Origin of the sequence: Streptomyces sp. DH37, from assembly GCF_029813835.1 — a bacterium.
GTDB lineage: Bacteria > Actinomycetota > Actinomycetes > Streptomycetales > Streptomycetaceae > Streptomyces.
Genome location: NZ_JARVKV010000019.1, coordinates 73,959 through 90,315 on the forward strand (window position 1 = coordinate 73,959; position 16,357 = coordinate 90,315).

At 72.9% G+C, this 16,357-nt stretch carries 17 protein-coding genes; 10 read left to right on the forward strand and 7 right to left on the reverse strand.

Translation table 11 applies throughout. The annotated features are described in order from the left end of the window. Positions 1-52: 52 nt before the first annotated feature. The gene (locus QC029_RS12735) at positions 53-787 is read right to left on the reverse strand and encodes a hemolysin III family protein (protein WP_279555723.1); all 735 of its coding nucleotides are present in this window, start codon (positions 785-787) and stop codon (positions 53-55) included. 230 nt (positions 788-1,017) lie between these two features. Here QC029_RS12735 and QC029_RS12740 point away from each other — a divergent pair, with 230 nt between their 5' ends. Continuing rightward, positions 1,018-2,853 carry a phosphoenolpyruvate carboxykinase (GTP) gene (locus tag QC029_RS12740; RefSeq protein ID WP_279555724.1) on the forward strand — a complete coding sequence of 612 codons (1,836 nt, stop codon included), beginning with the start codon at positions 1,018-1,020 and terminating at the stop codon, positions 2,851-2,853. A 91-nt stretch (positions 2,854-2,944) separates the two neighbouring features. On the opposite strand, the gene QC029_RS12745 is transcribed toward QC029_RS12740, so the two are convergent. Then, complete coding sequence (locus QC029_RS12745) at positions 2,945-3,370, reverse strand: hypothetical protein (RefSeq protein WP_279555725.1); 426 nt, start codon at positions 3,368-3,370, stop codon at positions 2,945-2,947. A gap of 253 nt (positions 3,371-3,623) precedes the next feature. Here QC029_RS12745 and QC029_RS12750 point away from each other — a divergent pair, with 253 nt between their 5' ends. Genes QC029_RS12750 through QC029_RS12760 form a run of 3 tightly spaced genes read left to right on the forward strand, consistent with a single transcriptional unit; the run spans position 3,624 to position 5,539 of the window. Then, positions 3,624-4,019, forward strand: coding sequence for a peptidase inhibitor family I36 protein (locus QC029_RS12750; protein WP_279555726.1), 396 nt, complete (start codon positions 3,624-3,626; stop codon positions 4,017-4,019). Then, positions 4,004-4,957, forward strand: coding sequence for a hypothetical protein (locus QC029_RS12755; protein WP_279555727.1), 954 nt, complete (start codon positions 4,004-4,006; stop codon positions 4,955-4,957). The genes QC029_RS12750 and QC029_RS12755 overlap by 16 nt, the downstream gene beginning before the upstream one ends. Positions 4,958-4,999: 42 nt before the next feature. Next, a complete protein-coding gene (locus QC029_RS12760) occupies positions 5,000-5,539 on the forward strand; it encodes a helix-turn-helix transcriptional regulator (protein ID WP_279555728.1) in 540 nt (179 codons plus the stop codon). Here the strand turns inward: QC029_RS12760 and QC029_RS12765 are convergent. Further along, positions 5,460-6,671 carry a pyridoxal phosphate-dependent aminotransferase gene (locus QC029_RS12765; protein WP_279555729.1) on the reverse strand — a complete coding sequence of 404 codons (1,212 nt, stop codon included), beginning with the start codon at positions 6,669-6,671 and terminating at the stop codon, positions 5,460-5,462. The two genes, QC029_RS12760 and QC029_RS12765, sit on opposite strands and share 80 nt — an antisense overlap. A 176-nt stretch (positions 6,672-6,847) precedes the next feature. Between QC029_RS12765 and QC029_RS12770 the strand changes: the two genes are divergently transcribed. Further along, entirely contained in the window at positions 6,848-7,471 is a 624-nt protein-coding gene (locus QC029_RS12770) for a TetR/AcrR family transcriptional regulator (protein WP_279555730.1), read from the forward strand. 82 nt (positions 7,472-7,553) lie between these two features. Here the strand turns inward: QC029_RS12770 and QC029_RS12775 are convergent, their stop codons facing one another. Beyond that, positions 7,554-9,620 carry a thioredoxin domain-containing protein gene (locus tag QC029_RS12775; protein WP_279555731.1) on the reverse strand — a complete coding sequence of 689 codons (2,067 nt, stop codon included), beginning with the start codon at positions 9,618-9,620 and terminating at the stop codon, positions 7,554-7,556. 143 nt (positions 9,621-9,763) lie between these two features. Next, complete coding sequence (locus QC029_RS12780; RefSeq protein WP_279555748.1) at positions 9,764-10,261, reverse strand: MarR family winged helix-turn-helix transcriptional regulator; 498 nt, start codon at positions 10,259-10,261, stop codon at positions 9,764-9,766. Between the two features lie 266 nt (positions 10,262-10,527). Here QC029_RS12780 and ilvA point away from each other — a divergent pair, with 266 nt between their 5' ends. The 3 genes from ilvA to QC029_RS12795 all read left to right on the forward strand — a co-directional run bounded on the left by ilvA (position 10,528) and on the right by QC029_RS12795 (position 13,828). After that, positions 10,528-11,772: a threonine ammonia-lyase gene (ilvA, locus tag QC029_RS12785; RefSeq protein WP_279555732.1), complete on the forward strand. Its 1,245-nt coding sequence runs from the start codon at positions 10,528-10,530 to the stop codon at positions 11,770-11,772. 188 nt (positions 11,773-11,960) lie between these two features. Further along, positions 11,961-12,971 carry an ATP-binding cassette domain-containing protein gene (locus tag QC029_RS12790; RefSeq protein WP_279555733.1) on the forward strand — a complete coding sequence of 337 codons (1,011 nt, stop codon included), beginning with the start codon at positions 11,961-11,963 and terminating at the stop codon, positions 12,969-12,971. After that, entirely contained in the window at positions 12,968-13,828 is an 861-nt protein-coding gene (locus tag QC029_RS12795) for an ABC transporter permease (protein ID WP_279555734.1), read from the forward strand. Before QC029_RS12790 ends, QC029_RS12795 begins: the two co-directional genes overlap by 4 nt. A gap of 156 nt (positions 13,829-13,984) precedes the next feature. On the opposite strand, the gene greA is transcribed toward QC029_RS12795, so the two are convergent. Both greA and QC029_RS12805 read right to left on the reverse strand, forming a co-directional pair. Beyond that, positions 13,985-14,482 carry a transcription elongation factor GreA gene (greA, locus tag QC029_RS12800; protein WP_279555735.1) on the reverse strand — a complete coding sequence of 166 codons (498 nt, stop codon included), beginning with the start codon at positions 14,480-14,482 and terminating at the stop codon, positions 13,985-13,987. Positions 14,483-14,623: 141 nt separating this feature from the next. Next, positions 14,624-15,043 carry a DUF4307 domain-containing protein gene (locus QC029_RS12805; protein ID WP_279555736.1) on the reverse strand — a complete coding sequence of 140 codons (420 nt, stop codon included), beginning with the start codon at positions 15,041-15,043 and terminating at the stop codon, positions 14,624-14,626. Positions 15,044-15,138: 95 nt separating this feature from the next. On the opposite strand from QC029_RS12805, the gene mca reads away from it, so the two are divergent. Together mca and QC029_RS12815 are read left to right on the forward strand one after the other, a co-directional pair. Next, positions 15,139-16,011, forward strand: coding sequence for a mycothiol conjugate amidase Mca (gene mca / locus QC029_RS12810; protein ID WP_279555737.1), 873 nt, complete (start codon positions 15,139-15,141; stop codon positions 16,009-16,011). 4 nt (positions 16,012-16,015) lie between these two features. Beyond that, positions 16,016-16,228: a hypothetical protein gene (locus QC029_RS12815; RefSeq protein WP_279555739.1), complete on the forward strand. Its 213-nt coding sequence runs from the start codon at positions 16,016-16,018 to the stop codon at positions 16,226-16,228. Positions 16,229-16,357 lie beyond the last annotated feature (129 nt).

Here is a 16,357-nt window from a genome sequence, read left to right on the forward strand (position 1 = left end):
GGACGGCGGAACCGGGCGGGGACGGCGGAACCGGACGGGACCGGGCGGGGTGTCAGGAGGCGTCGTAGGCGACCAGGGAGATCCCCACGTAGTGGACGGCGAAGGCGGCCAGCGTGAGGGAGTGGAAGACCTCGTGGAAGCCGAACCAGCGCGGTGAGGGGTTCGGCCGCTTGATGCCGTAGACGACCCCGCCCACGCTGTAGAGCAGGCCGCCGACGATCACGCACACCAGGACGGCGACGCCGCCCGCGCGCAGGAAGTCGGGCAGGAAGAACACCGCGGCCCAGCCCATCGCGATGTAGCAGGGGGTGTACAGCCAGCGCGGCGCGCCGACCCAGAAGACGCGGAAGGCGATCCCGGCGATGGCGGCGGCCCAGACCCCCCACAGCAGCAGCTGGCCGCGGCCCCCGGGGACGAGCAGGATCGTCAGGGGCGTGTAGGTGCCCGCGATGATCAGGAAGATGTTCGCGTGGTCGAGGCGGCGGAGCACGGCGTTGGCGCGCGGGCCCCAGTTCCCGCGGTGGTACAGGGCGCTGACGCCGAACAGCAGGCAGGCGGTCAGCGTGTAGACCGCGCAGGCGAGGCGGCCGCGCGGGGTCTGTGCGAGGGCCGTCAGGAAGATCCCCGAGACCAGCACGGCCGGGAACATCCCGGCGTGCAGCCAGCCCCGCAGCCGGGGTTTGACGGGGTGGACGGATCGTTCGGCTCCGCGGTCCTCACGGCCGTCGCGGTCGTCGGCGGACAGAGTCCTGGGGTGTTCGGGCACTGCGGCGGTCATGGGTCTCATCGTAACTACGCGACCGTAGGTTCTCCTCTGCGCGTGGCGATGCTCACCCTCTGTCCATCTGGACAGATTCGCTCCGAAGGCGGAATATCAAATGAGCGTGGTCGGCACCGGATGAGCAACGCCGCAGCATCCGGGTCGCAGCCCCCAAGGGGCCGACGTCCGAGTTACGGACAGACAAACCGGATACACGTGCGGTATTCGGCACAGAACCCTCAACCTCTGGAGCGATTGTGGCGCGCAGTACTGCGGCTCCCGGCAACACGACCCCCACCCGTCACCAGGAACTGATCGCCTGGGTCGACGAGATCGCGGCCCTCACCCGGCCCGACCGCGTCGTCTGGTGCGACGGCTCGGAGGCGGAGTACGAGAGGTTGTGCGGGGAACTGGTCGAGAAGGGCACGTTCAGGAAGCTCGACCCGGTCAAGCGCCCCAACTCGTACTACGCCGCCTCCGACCCCAGCGACGTGGCGCGCGTGGAGGACCGCACCTTCATCTGCTCCGAGAAGGAGGAGGACGCCGGCCCGACCAACCACTGGATGGACCCCGCGCGGATGCGCGAGGTCTTCACCGGGACGGGCGGCGAGGGAGGGATCTTCCGCGGTTCGATGCGCGGCCGGACGATGTACGTCGTCCCGTTCTGCATGGGCCCGCTGGGCTCCCCGCTCTCCGCGCTGGGCGTGGAGATCACCGACTCCGCGTACGTGGCCGTCTCCATGCGGACGATGACCCGCATGGGCAGCGCCGTGCTGGAGGAGCTGGGCGAGGACGGGACGTTCGTCCGGGCCGTCCACACCGTCGGCGCCCCGCTGGAGCCGGGCCAGGAGGACGTCCCCTGGCCCTGCAACCCCACCAAGTACATCTCCCACTTCCCCGAGACCCGTGAGATCTGGTCCTACGGCTCGGGCTACGGCGGCAACGCGCTGCTGGGCAAGAAGTGCTACGCGCTGCGCATCGCCTCGGTGATGGCGCGCGACGAGGGCTGGCTCGCCGAGCACATGCTGATCCTGAAGCTCACCCCGCCGCGGGGCGAGTCGAAGTACGTGGCCGCGGCCTTCCCCAGCGCGTGCGGCAAGACCAACCTCGCGATGCTGGAGCCGACGATCCCGGGCTGGACGGTCGAGACGATCGGCGACGACATCGCCTGGATGCGCTTCGGCGAGGACGGCCGCCTCTACGCGATCAACCCCGAGGCCGGCTTCTTCGGCGTGGCGCCGGGCACCGGCGAGCACACCAACGCCAACGCGATGAAGACCCTGTGGGGCAACGCGATCTTCACCAACGTCGCGCTCACCGACGACGGCGACGTGTGGTGGGAGGGCATGACCGAGGAGCCCCCGGCGCACCTGACCGACTGGCGGGGCGACGACTGGACGCCCGCCTCCGGCACCCCGGCCGCGCACCCCAACGCCCGCTTCACCGTGCCCGCGTCGCAGTGCCCGATCATCGCGCCGGAGTGGGAGGACCCGCGGGGCGTGCCGATCTCGGCGATCCTCTTCGGCGGCCGCCGCGCCAGCGCGGTGCCGCTGGTGACGGAGTCCTTCGACTGGCAGCACGGCGTCTTCCTGGGCGCCAACGTCGCCTCGGAGAAGACGGCCGCGGCCGAGGGCCGGGTCGGCGAGCTGCGCCGCGACCCGTTCGCCATGCTGCCGTTCTGCGGCTACAACATGGGCGACTACATGGGTCACTGGCTGGAGGTCGGCGCCGGGGCCGACCCGGAGAAGCTGCCGAAGATCTACTACGTGAACTGGTTCCGCAAGGACGACGAGGGCCGGTTCGTGTGGCCGGGCTTCGGCGAGAACAGCCGCGTGCTCAAGTGGATCGTCGGCCGGCTCAACGGCGAGGCGGAGGGCACGAAGACGCCCATCGGCATCGTCCCGGCGAAGGAGGCCCTGGACACCGACGGCCTGGAGCTGTCCGAGGCGGACCTGGAGTTCCTGCTGAAGGTGGACGAGAAGGTCTGGCGCGAGGAGGCCGCCCTCATCCCCGAGCACCTGAACACCTTCGGCGACCACACCCCGAAGGCCATGTGGGACGAGTACCGCGCCCTGGTCGAGCGCCTGGGCTGAGCGACCGGCAGCGGCCCGCGGGTTCCCGCCGTCCGGACGGCGCCGGACGGTTGCCGGACGGATGCAGACCGGATGCCGGGCGGGCTCCGGCTCAGCCGACCTCGGCCAGGCCGAGCGCCCGGGCGTGGGCCTCCAGCCGCTCGGCGGCCAGTTCGGCGGCCGCCGCGTCGGAGCGGGAGGTGGCCACGACCAGCGCCTGCCCGGCGAGGGTGTGGGCCCGCTGGTGGAGGGCCGCGACGCGGGAGGCGCCGGCCCCGGCGGCGGACGGCGTGGCCCGCAGCGGGGCGCGTCCCCCGCACAACCGGGTGACCTGGGCGTCCAGCCGTTGTGCGGCGGCGTCCAGCTCCGCGCCCGGGGTGTGGACGCGGAGTTCGTCGGTCACGGTCAGCAGCGCGGTCAGATGCCCGGCGAGCCTGTTGTCCAGCTCCTCCTCGCGGGAGCGGCGCGGGAGGAGTCCCTCGGTCCCGGCCGGATCGGCCATGGTGTGGACCGACGGCGTGCGAATCGGTTCGTACATGGGATGGCCTCCTGGCAGATTCAGGAGTCCATCTTAACTTGGACACTGTCTAAAGTTGCTCTCGGTGCGGGAAAGGCCTCCCCCGTCCCCCGCGCCGTCCCATTCCCGGACGGAACCGCAGGCGGGAGCGGCCGGGTCATCCCCCCGTCCCCCCGCGGCCCACCGCTCGTTGACCCCGTGGAGCGGGCCGTGAAAGACCTCTGAGCGACTCGGGGCAAGCGCTGTCCCGAGACGACGGAGAAGGGACGGATGGATGAGCCGAATCAAGGCGGCCCGCTCGAAGGTCGCCCTCGCCGCCGGGGCGGCCGTACTGGCCGGGCTCGGGGTCGGAGCCACGGCGGCCCCCGCGCAGGCGGCCTGGTCCGACTGCAGTTCCGGCGCCCTGTGCGCGTACCTGAGCACCAACGGCGGCGGCGATCCCGGCGAGGTGTTCGGGAACAACAACGACCTGCGGCAGTACAACAAGTTCAACAACGCCAGGTCGGTCTACAACAACGGCAACCAGTGCGACGTGCGCATCTACACGCTGCTCAACCGCCAGGGCAGCAGCGTCGTGCTGCACCGGGGCAACGCGATCTACGACACCCACACCTGGAACGGCGGCATGTTCCGCTACGGCGTCGCCTCCAACGTGTGGGTGAACTGCTGATCCCGATGCGCCGACCGCTGTGGCTCGCCGCCGCGGCCCTCCTCGTGGCCGGATGCTCGGCATCCGGCCACGAGGCCGCCGGCGGCACGCCGGACCCCCGGCCGTTCTCGGGCGCGACCCACTTCTCCGCCGACGAGGCCCGGGCCCTGCACCGCGCCGAGGAGGCGGAGGTCGGGGCCTGCATGGAGCGGCGCGGCCTGACCTACCGCACCGCCACCGCCGGCGACGCCCGCAGGGACGCCGCCGACAGCCCCTACGGGCTGCTCCGCCCCGGCTGGGCCGGGAGCGACGGCTACGGGATGACCGCGAGAGTGCTGGCCGGGCCCCCGCCCGACCCCAACGAGGCGCACCTGGCCGGGCTGTCCGGCCGGGAACGCGCCCGGTGGCGGACCGCGCTGCTGGGCGGCGAGGAGGGCCGCGAGGAGTTCGCCGTCCCGGGCGGACCGACCCTCGTCTACTCCCCGGACTCCTGCGTCCACACCGCCCGGACGGAGGTCTACGGCGAGGGGTGGACGCGCCTGGAGTTCTCGCTGCAGCACGCGGGCAACGAGGTCATCGAGCGCACCTACCGCTCCCCCGGCTTCCGCGGGGCCCAGGCGGAGTGGGCACGGTGCATGCGCGAGGAGGGATACGCCTACCGGACGCTGGAGGACCCGCGCGACAGGATCCAGCGGATGCTCGACACGGCGCGCGGCGACCCCGGGCGGCTGCGGGCGGCCGGGCGCGCGGAGCTGGCCTCAGCCCGGCAGGACCTGGAGTGCCAGCTCGGCGTGGACCTGCACCGCAGGGTGGCCGAGGCCCAGCGGACGGCGGAGGAGCCGGTCCGCCGGCGGTGGGCGGCCGATCTCGAACGGTTCGCGGGGATGAGGGAGGCGGCCGTCGGCCGCGCCCGGCACATGACCGAAAGCGGCAGTCCGCCGGCCCCCGGGCGCTCGTAGCATGGGGACACCACCCGCCGAACGGCTCATGGGGGAGGCCGGATGGACAACGGCGAGGCCGCGAGTTTCGCGGAAGCACTGCAGGAACTGAAGGACCGGACACCGCACAGCTTCGAGACGCTCGCCACCCACATCGGAATCAGCCGTTCCGCACTGCACCGGTACTGCACGGCCAAGGGGGTGCCGTCCGACTTCGCGGTGGTGGAGCGGTTCGGCAAGCGGTGCCGGGCCAGCCGGGAGGAACTGATCGAGCTGCACCGGCTGTGGACACTGGCCGGAGCCGCCCGCGCCCCCGCCGCCCGGCGGGCGCGCGCCACGTCCGCCGCCGCGGCGGAACGGGCCGAGGAGGCCGGGACGCCCCGCCGGGCGCGCCGGGCGCACCTCTGGTTGACCGGGCTCACCGGGGCCGCCGTGACCGCCACGGCCGTCGGGATCGCGCTGTCGGCGGTCCGTGCGGTGCGGCGGCGCGCCGGCGGCCGGCCCCGGCGCGAGGCCGGTGTGCTCAGTGCTGGCCGTAGCCGTCCAGGAACTTCCCGATCCGCTGCACCGCGTCCGCCAGGTCCTGCGCTGTGGGCAGGGTGACGATGCGGAAGTGGTCCGGCTCGGGCCAGTTGAAGCCCGTGCCGTGGACGACCATGATCTTCTCCGCCCGCAGCAGGTCGAGGACCATCTGCCGGTCGTCCTTGATCTTGTAGACCTGGGGGTCCAGCCGCGGGAAGAGGTAGAGCGCGCCCTTGGGCTTGACGCACGTCACGCCCGGGATGGAGGTCAGCAGCTCGTACGCGGTGTCGCGCTGCTCCAGCAGCCGCCCGCCCGGCAGCACCAGGTCGTTGATCGACTGCCGTCCGCCGAGCGCGGCGGCCACCACGTACTGGGCGGGCATGTTGGCGCACAGCCGCATGTTCGCCAGGATCGTCAGGCCCTCGATGTAGCTGGAGGCGTGCGCCTTGGGCCCGCACACGGCCATCCAGCCGCTGCGGTAGCCGGCCACCCGGTAGGCCTTGGACAGGCCGTTGAAGGTGATGGTCAGCAGGTCGGGGGCGAGGGCGGCGGTGGGGGTGTGGGTGGCGCCGTCGTAGAGGATCTTGTCGTAGATCTCGTCGGAGTAGACGATCAGGTCGTGGCGGCGGGCGATGTCCGTCAGCCCGCGCAGCATCTCGTCGCTGTAGACGGCGCCGGTGGGGTTGTTGGGGTTGATGACGACCAGCGCCTTGGTGCGGTCGGTCACCTTGCGCTCGATGTCGGCGAGGTCCGGCATCCAGTCGGACTGCTCGTCGCAGCGGTAGTGCACCGCGGTGCCGCCCGACAGGGAGACCGAGGCCGTCCACAGCGGGTAGTCGGGGGCCGGTACGAGCACCTCGTCGCCGTCGTCCAGCAGCGCCTGCATCGACATCTGGATCAGCTCGGAGACGCCGTTGCCGAGGTAGACGTCCTCGACGTCCAGCTCGATGCCCTTGGTCTGGTAGTGCTGCATCACCGCGCGCCGGGCCGACAGCAGCCCCTTGGCGTCGCCGTAGCCGTGCGCGGACCCGGCGTTGCGCAGCATGTCCTCGAGGATCTCCGGCGGGCACTCGAAGCCGAAGGGCGCGGGATTGCCGGTGTTGAGCTTGAGGATGCGGTGACCCGCCGCCTCCAGCCGCATGGCCTCCTCGAGAACCGGGCCCCGGATCTCGTAGCAGACATTGGCGAGTTTCGTCGACTGGATCACCTGCATAACGGCCACTGTACGGACCCCCGGCGCGGGGCGCTCCGTGTTTTTCCCCACGCGGGTGACGGCGGCGGGCGCCCGCCGCGCCTCCGGCCGCCGGTCCGCCGGTCCGCCGGTCCGAACAGTCCCCGTACCGCCCCGGACATGGCGCGGGCCCGGACCGATGCCCGACAATGCCGTCCATGGCCCCTGCACGTACCCCGTCGTCCACCGCCGGCGCGCCCGCGCTCGGGCTGCGGGAGCGGAAGAAGATCAGGACCCGCCTGGCGATCCGGCGGGCCGCCTACCGGCTCTTCGCCGAACAGGGTTACGACGCCACCCCCGTCGACCGGATCGCCGAGGCCGCGGAGGTCTCCCCGAGCACCGTCTTCCGGTACTTCCCCACCAAGGAGGACATCGTGCTCACCGACGAGTACGACCCCGTCGTCCAGGAGGCGCTGCGCAGCCGCCCGGCCGGCGAGCCCCCGGTGCGGGCCGTGCGGGAGGCCCTGTGCGAGGTGCTGGACCGCACCTACGACGCCGACCTCGCCGAGACCTGCCAGCGCCTGGCGCTGATCCGCGACGTCCCCGCCGTCCGCGCCCGCCTGGCCGAGCACACCGAGGTCACCGGGCGGCTGCTGCGCCAGGTGCTGTCGGAGCGCACGGGGCGGCCGGTGGACGACCTGGAACTGCGCGTCGTCACGGCGGCGATGCTGGGGGCCCTGACCGAGGCGATGCTGCACTGGGCGGACGGCGGCATGCGGGGCGACCTGGGCGAGCGGGCCGCCCACGCCCTCGACGTGCTGGAGCGCGGCCTCACCCTCTGAGGCCGGGGCGCGCCGGCCGTCCGCCGGGCGCCCCGGAGCCCCGGAGCGTCAGGACCGGGCCAGGGCGGGGTCGGAGCCGGGATCACCTCCCGGCCGCGGCCCCCACCGTCTCCGCCAGCCGCTCCGGATCGGCCGTGGGGGCGTCGCACGCGAAGTGCCGGCAGACGTACGCCGCCGGGCGGCCGTCCAGCAGCGGCCGGTCGCGCAGCAGCGGACTGACATCCGCACCGTCCGCGCCGTCCGCTGAGGGCTCGCCGACGGCCACCACCGCGCCGGGCGCGGTGGCCAGCAGGGCGGTGCGGTGCAGCTCGGCGGTCGCCGGATCGCCGGCCGGGCCGACGACCGCGATCTCGCGGGGCCCGTCCAGGGCCGCCTCGGCGGCGGCCAGTCCCCAGCCGGTGAAGCGCGGGACGCGCGGGGCCAGCGCCGTCACGACGCCCAGCGCCCGCTCGGCGGCCTCGCGGTGGCGGGAGCTGCCGGTGTGGGCGGCGTACGACAGCAGGGCCGCGGCGGCGGCCGTCCAGCCGGAGGGCGCCGCGTTGTCGGTGGGGTCCTGGGGGCGGCGGATGAGCCGCTCGGCGTCGTCGGCGGTGTCGTACAGGGTGCCGTCGTCGGCGGTGAAGCGCCTCAGCACCGTCCGCAGGAGGGTGCCGGCCAGCTCCAGCCAGCAGGCCTCGCCGGTCACCGAGTACAGGGCGAGGAAGCCCTCGGCCACGTCGCCGTAGTCCTCCAGCACCCCGGCGCCGGAACCCGCCGCGCCGTCGCGGGAGGTGCGCGCCAGGCGCCCGCTCTCGTCGAGGTGGACGCCGATCAGCAGGTCGGCGGCGGCGGTGGCCGCCTCGACCAGGTCGGGGCGGTCGAAGTAGGCGCCGGTCTCGGCGAGCGCGGCGATCGCCAGCCCGTTCCAGGCGGCGACGGCCTTGTCGTCCCGGCCGGGGCGCGGGCGCTCCTCGCGGGCGGCCAGCAGCCTGCTCCGCAGCGACTCCACGCGCCCGGCGTCCAGGGGGGTTCCCGTGTCCGGGAGCTGGAGGACGGAGGCGCCCTCCTCGAAGGTGCCCTCCTCGGTCACCCCGAAGTACGCGGCGGCGGCCCGCGCGTCCTCCTCGCCGAGCACCTCGCGTAGCTGGGCGGGCGTCCAGACGTAGTACGCGCCCTCCTTGTGCGCTCCCGTCCCGTCGTCGCTGTCGGCGTCCAGCGCGGAGGCGAAACCGCCCTGGGGCGTGCGCAGTTCGCGCACCATGAAGTCGGCGGTCTCCAGCGCGACCCGGCGCGCCTGCTCGCTGCCGGTGGCCCGCCACAGGTGCGCGTACACCCGGCACAGCAGCGCGTTGTCGTACAGCATCTTCTCGAAGTGGGGCACGGTCCACGTGGCGTCCACCGAGTAGCGGGCGAAGCCGCCGCCGAGCTGGTCGTAGATGCCGCCGCGGGCCATCGCCTCGCAGGTCGCCTCCACCATCTGCAGCGCGCCCTCGGAGCCGGTGCGGGCGTGGTGGCGCAGCAGGAACTCCAGCACCATCGACGGCGGGAACTTCGGCGCGCCGCCGAAGCCGCCGTACCGCGCGTCGAACTCACGGGTCAGCCCGAGCAGCGCCGCGCCCAGCTCCTCCGGGCCGGGCGGGCGCGGGGTGCCGCCGGCGCCGTAGCCGATGCTCCGCCCCGCCAGGTCCTCCACGATCCGCCCGGCCACCTCGGCGACCTCCTCGCGGCGGTCGCTCCAGGCGGCGCGCACGCCCTCCAGCACCTGCCGGAAGGACGGCATGCCGTGCCGGGGCGCGGGCGGGAAGTAGGTGCCGAAGTAGAAGGGCTCGCCGTCGGGGGTGAGGAAGACGGTCATGGGCCAGCCGCCGTGCCCGGTGGCGGCCTGGACGGCCTCCATGTAGACGGCGTCGACGTCCGGGCGCTCCTCGCGGTCGACCTTGACGGACACGTAGTGGGCGTTGAGGTAGTCGGCGGTGGCCTCGTCCTCGAAGGACTCCTCGGCCATCACGTGGCACCAGTGGCAGCTCGAGTACCCGACGCTGAGCAGCACCGGCACGTCCCGCCGCCGCGCCTCCTCGAACGCCTCCGGTGACCACGGCCACCAGTCGACCGGGTTGTCGGCGTGCTGGAGGAGGTAGGGGGACGTCTCGGCAGCGAGTCGGTTGGCCATGCCTCCATCCTGCCCCTTCCGCGCCCCGGACCGGCAATCACGGCGTCCCGGCGGCACGTCGGCACGTCGACCGGGAGCGCCGCCGCGCCCGGCGCGGCGCGGCGGCGCGTCCGGCGGGATGACGGCCGGGCGTCACCGGGGGTTCAGGAGCCCGCCGCCTGGAGGTCGGAGAGGGCCTGGTTGAAGCGGGTGAGCAGATCGCAGAAGACCGTCCGCTCGTCCTCGCTCCAGTCCTGCGTCAGCAGCGCCATCAGCTCGCGGCGCGAGGCGCGCACCTGCTCCAGCCGCGAGACGCCGCGCGGGGAGAGCTGGAGGACGACGGCGCGGCCGTCGTCGGGGTGGGAGGTCCGTTTGACCAGGCCGGACTCCACCAGCGGGGCCACCTGGCGGGTCACGGTCGAGGAGTCGATCCCCATGCCCGCGGCGAGCGCCTTGACGCCCGTGGGCCCGTCCTGGTCCAGGCGGTTGAGCAGCAGGTAGGCGGCGCGGTCCATGGAGTTGCGGGCCTGTCCGACGCCGCCGAGCCGGGTCTGCTCCGCGCGCCGCGCGAAGAGGGCCACCTGGTGCTGCATGGCGTCGAGGAGGGGCGCGGGGCCGGTCCGGTCCTGGTCGGGGTCCGGGCGTCCGGCGGTGGGGGGCATGCTGGCCTGCACGCTCTCTTGGCTCGTTTCGTCGTGGGGGTGGGCGGTCGTCATGTCCGGGTGCGTGGGCATGGCCGGTTGCTCGCTTCTTCGGAAGTAAGGGCTACGACGGGCTGAGGGTTTGCCACAGGGTACGCGTCCCGGGCCCGCGCCGTACCGGTGCCGTACGAATGGGCGCACCCGGCCCGGGTGGCGGTCCGCGGCCCTCCGGATCCGGACGGGAAGGCCTCCGGGCCGCCCGCGGGCCGGGCTGCCAGACTGGCGGCATGGTAGCCAGCAGTGCCCAGCACGCCGGTCGCGACGACGCACCGGCGCTCACCCTCGACGACGTACGCGCCGCCCAGAAGACGCTCTCCGGGGTGGCCCGGATGACCGCGCTGGAGGGCAGCCGCCACCTCAGCGAGCTGATCGGCTCACCGGTCCACCTCAAGTGCGAGAACCTCCAGCGCACCGGCTCCTTCAAGGTGCGCGGCGCGTACGTGCGGATCGCCGCGATGCCGCCCGAGGAGCGCGCCCGCGGGGTCGTCGCGGCCTCCGCGGGCAACCACGCGCAGGGCGTCGCCCTGGCCGCCTCCCTGCTGGGGGTGCGCTCGACGGTCTTCATGCCGGTGGGCGCGGCGCTGCCGAAGGTGGCGGCGACCCGCGACTACGGCGCCCGGGTGCGGCTGCACGGGCAGGTGGTGGACGAGACGCTGCGGGCGGCGCAGGAGTACGCGGCCGAGACCGGCGCGGTCTTCATCCACCCCTTCGACCACCCGGACATCGTCGCCGGACAGGGCACGGTCGGGCTGGAGGTCCTGGAGCAGTGCCCGGAGGTGCGCACGGTCGTCGTCGGCATCGGCGGCGGCGGGCTGGCGGCGGGGCTGGCGCTGGCGGTGAAGTCGCTGCGGCCGGACGTGCGCGTGATCGGGGTGCAGGCCGAGGGGGCGGCGGCGTACCCGCCCTCGCTGGCGGCCGGGCGCCCGGTGGCGCTGGAGTCGGTCTCGACGATGGCCGACGGGATCATGGTCGGGCGGCCCGGCGACGTGCCGTTCAAAATCATTGGCGAACTGGTCGACGAGGTCCGTACGGTGAGTGAGGACGCGCTCTCCAGCGCGCTCCTGCTCTGCCTGGAGCGGGCCAAGCTCGTCGTCGAGCCGGCCGGCGCCAGTCCGGTGGCGGCGCTGCTGTCCGCTCCGGAGTCCTTCGAGGGGCCGGTGGTGGCCGTGCTCTCCGGCGGCAACGTCGACCCGCTGGTGCTGCAGCGCACGCTGCGGCACGGCATGGCGGCGGCAGGCCGCTACCTGTCGCTGCGGCTGCGCCTGACGGACCGTCCGGGGGCTCTCGCGGCGCTTCTGGGGGAGCTGTCGGTGTCGGACGCCAACGTCCTCGACGTGAGCCACGTGCGGACCGATCCCCGGCTCGGGCTCACGGAGGCGGAGGTGGAGCTGCATCTGGAGACCAAGGGTCCGCAGCATTGCGCCGAAGTGAAGGCGTCACTCCTCAGGGCTGGGTACACGGTGACGGTCTGAGGCGGACGGCCGGGTGCGACACGGGACGACACGTCACCGGTCCACCACGCACGGTTGACGCGATATATCGCGTTGCTGCATAGTCTGACCCCGCACCGTACCCGCGGTGTGTCCGCGCACCTCCCGCACCGGTCGCCTCCGGTGCGGTACACCCCTGTTCCGACCACCCACACCCATGGGAGACCTCCATGCCAGGTGCCATCTACGCCGAGGGGCTGGTCAAGACCTACGGTGATGTCAGGGCTCTGGACGGTGTCGACCTCGACGTCCCGGAGGGCACCGTCCTGGGACTGCTCGGGCCGAACGGCGCCGGCAAGACCACGACCGTACGGGTGCTGACCACCCTGCTGCGCCCCGACAGCGGCCGGGCCGTCGTGGCGGGCGTCGACGTGCTCGAGCACCCCCACGAGGTGCGCCGCTCGATCGGCCTGTCCGGGCAGTTCGCGGCCGTCGACGAGTACCTGACCGGCCGCGAGAACCTCCAGATGGTCGGCCGCCTCTACCAGATGTCCGCGCGGGACGCGAAGCGGCGGGCGGGTGAGCTGCTGGAGCGGTTCAACCTCGCCGAGGCCGCCGACCGGACCGCCAAGACCTACTCCGGCGGCATGCGCCGCCGCCTCGACCTCGCCGCCGCGCTGGTCGTCAGCCCGCCCGTGATGTTCATGGACGAACCGACCACCGGCCTGGACCCGCGCAACCGCCAGGCGCTGTGGGAGGTCATCGAGGAACTGGTCGCCGGCGGCACCACGCTGCTGCTGACCACCCAGTACCTGGAGGAGGCCGACCGCCTCGCCCACGACATCGCGGTCGTCGACCACGGCAGGGTCATCGCCCGCGGCACCTCCGACGAGCTCAAGGCCCGCATCGGCGGCGAGCGCATCGAGGTGATCGTGCACGAGCGCGGGAAGATCCGCGCCGCGGAGGAGGTCCTGCGGGGCCTGGGCAGGGGCGCGGTCGCGCTGGAGGAGCACACCCGCAAACTGACCGTCCCGGTCGTCGGCGGCGCCAAGCTGCTCGCCGAGGCCATCCGCGAGCTGGACGCCCGCGGTGTGGAGATCGACGACATCGGCCTGCGCCGCCCGACCCTCGACGACGTGTTCATCTCGCTGACCGGCCACGCGACCGAGGGGGACGGAAACGGCGGCGGGAGCGACCGGGCCGCCGCGCAGACCGCCGACCGGAAGGAGACCGCCAAGTGAGCACCACCACCGAGCCGGCGACCGGCACCCGCGCCCCCCGTTCGAGCGGCGGCATCCGGCAGTCCCTGACGGACTCGCTGGTCATCGCCCAGCGCAATCTGCTCCGGATGATGCGCATCCCCGAGATGGTCATCTTCGGGCTCATCCAGCCGATCATGTTCGTGGTGCTGTTCAGCTACGTCTTCGGCGGCTCGATCAGCATTCCCGGCGCCGGCGTGGACGCGGACGCCTACCGCGAGTTCCTGATGGCGGGCATCTTCGCCCAGACCGTCACCTTCGCCACGGCGGGCGCGGGCGCGGGCATCGCCGAGGACATGCACAAGGGCCTCATCGACCGGTTCCGCTCCCTGCCGATGGCGCGCGGCGCGGTCCTCACCGGCCGCACCCTCGCCGACCTCGTCCAGACCGCGCTGACCCTGGTGGTGCTGGCCGTCGTGGCGGCGATCGTCGGCTGGCGGGCCCACGAGGGCGTCCTCAAGGCGCTGGCGGGCTTCGGCCTGCTGCTCCTGCTGGGGTACGCCTTCACCTGGATCGGCGCGCTGATCGGCCTGTCGGTGCGCACCCCCGAGGCGGCGACCTCCGGCGGGCTGATCTGGCTGTTCCCGCTGACCTTCGTCTCGATCGCCTTCGTGCCCGCGGAGAACATGCCGTCGCTCCTGCAGCCCGTCGCCGAGTGGAACCCGCTCAGCGCGACCGTGCTGGCGACCCGCGAGCTGTTCGGCAACCTGCCGCAGGGCTATCCGACCCCCGACGCCTGGCCCATGCAGAACCCGGCGCTGGCCTCGCTGCTGTGGTCGGTACTGATCATCGCGGTCTTCCGCACCCTGGCGGTGCGCAAGTACCGCTCGGCCGCCTGACCCGCGCCGGCCGGGACACCGGAACGCCGGACACCGGGGACGCCGGAGACACCCGGGGACACCGGGGACACCGGGAAACGGCCCCCGGCCGCCACGGGACCCTCCGTGGCGGCCGGGGGCCGCGCCGTCCGCGGGCTCCCCGGGAGCCCGGGGGGATCAGCCCTGGTACGGCTTGGCCTCCAGGATCCGCACCGAGGCCATCTTGCCGTTGGGCAGCTCGTACTCCGCGTCCGCGCCCACCTTCCGGCCGTTCACACCCGAGCCCAGCGGGGACTGCGGCGAGTAGGTCTCGATGTCCGAGCTCGCGTACTCGCGGGAGGCGAGGAGGAAGGTCAGCGTGTCGTCCTCGTCGCCGTCGAACGCGACGGTGACCACCATGCCGGGCGCGACCACGCCGGTGTCCGCCGGAGGCTCGCCCACCTTGGCGTTCTCCAGCAGCTGGGTGAGTTGCCGTACCCGCAGCTCCTGCTTGCCCTGCTCCTCCTTGGCCGCGTGGTAACCGCCGTTCTCACGGAGGTCCCCCTCCTCGCGGGCCGCCTCGATCTTCTTGGCGATCTCGACGCGGGCGGGACCCGACAGGTACTCCAGCTCGGCCTTGAGCTGGTCGTACGCCTCCTGGGTGAGCCAGGTGACGTTGTCGCTGGTCTGGGTCACAGGTGCTCCTCGTAGGTACTCTCGGGATATAAAGCAACGCCCTACCCGAAGGCTGCGCCTTCATGGGTGGGCGAAACCACGAGCCTAACAATTCCGACGGAAAAGGGAAGAAGGTCAAACCCCGGGGCCCGCGGAAGGCCGTCAGTTTCCGTCGGCCGCCGTACAGCCGAGCAGCTGGGCGCTGGTGGCCCGCTCCGTGGTGCGTACGGTGACGACCTCGTCGATCCGGCTCTGCGGGCGGTCGAAGGTGAAGTCCGCGCGGCCCACGTCCCCGCCGTCCTCCGCGAGGGTGTTGACGGTGCACACGCCCGTGACGCCCTCGTCCTTGCGGACCTCCAGGTGGACGGCCACCTCGCGGTCCGAGACGACCTCGAACTTGATCAGCTCGCCGCTGACCGCGGTCCCGGTGATGTACGACACCCCGAACCAGGCGATCAGCGCCAGGAACGCCACGCCCAGCACCGCGCCGACCGCCGTCAGGCGGCGGTCCGAGCGCGCGTCCCCGGAACGCCCGTACCGCCCCTGGGGCGGTCCTCCGTGCGCGGGGGTAGCCGAGCTCATCGCCACGTCCTGTCGGTCCTATCGGGAATACAAGGGGATGCCGCTTCGGTCACTATAGAAGCCGTCTCCCGTGACCAGGTAACGAGGATCGAGCCTTGACTGAACAGCTCAGACTGATGGCCGTGCACGCGCATCCCGACGACGAGTCGAGCAAGGGCGCGGCGACCATGGCGAAGTACGTGTCCGAGGGGGTGGACGTGCTGGTCGTGACCTGCACGGGCGGGGAGCGCGGCTCCATCCTCAACCCCAGGCTCCAGGGCGACGCCTACATCGAGGAGCACATCCACGAGGTGCGGGCCAAGGAGATGGCCGAGGCGCGCCAGATCCTCGGGGTGAAGCAGGAGTGGCTGGGCTTCGTCGACTCCGGCCTGCCCGAGGGCGACCCGCTGCCGCCGCTGCCGGAGGGCTGCTTCGCCCTCCAGGACGTGGAGGAGGCCGCCGAGCGCCTGGTGCGCAAGATCCGCGCCTTCCGGCCGCACGTGGTCACCACGTACGACGAGAACGGCGGCTACCCGCACCCGGACCACATCATGACCCACCGGATCACGATGGTGGCCTTCGACGCCGCGGGCGACCCGGACCGCTACCCGGACTCCGGCGAGCCCTGGCAGCCGCTGAAGCTCTACTACAACCAGGGCTTCAACCGCCCCCGCACCCTCGCCCTGCACGAGGCGATGCTGGAGCGCGGCCTGGAGTCCCCCTACGGCGAGTGGCTCAAGCGCTGGGAGGAGTTCCAGCGGGCCGAGCGCACGCTGACCACCTATGTGCCCTGCGCGGAGTTCTTCGAGGTCCGGGACAAGGCGCTGATCGCCCACGCCACCCAGATCGACCCCGACGGCGGCTGGTTCAAGGTCCCGATGGAGGTCCAGAAGGAGGTCTGGCCGACGGAGGAGTACGAGCTGGCGAAGTCGCTGGTGGACACGTCCCTCCCCGAGGACGACCTCTTCGCGGGCATCCGCGACAATTGATTCCATGAGCCCGACCACTCTCGCCCTCACCCAGGCCCCCGGCCTCGTCGACCTCGCCAAGGAGCTCGACGAGACCAAGGTGACGCCCGGAATCCTCGGCTTCCTCGTCTTCGCGGCGCTGGGGCTGGCCGTCTGGATGCTGCTGAAGTCGATGAACCGCCACATAGGGAAGGTCGACTTCGAGGAGCCGTCCGCCGGGGACGCCGGGCGGTCCTGACCCCGTCCGGCGCCCCCGGCATCCCCGGTACCGCCCCGGCATCCCCGGTACCGCCCCGGCGCCACCGGTGCCCGCCGCGACCGCGCGGCGGGCAACCCGCACGCACCGCGCGCCGCCGCACGCCCGCCG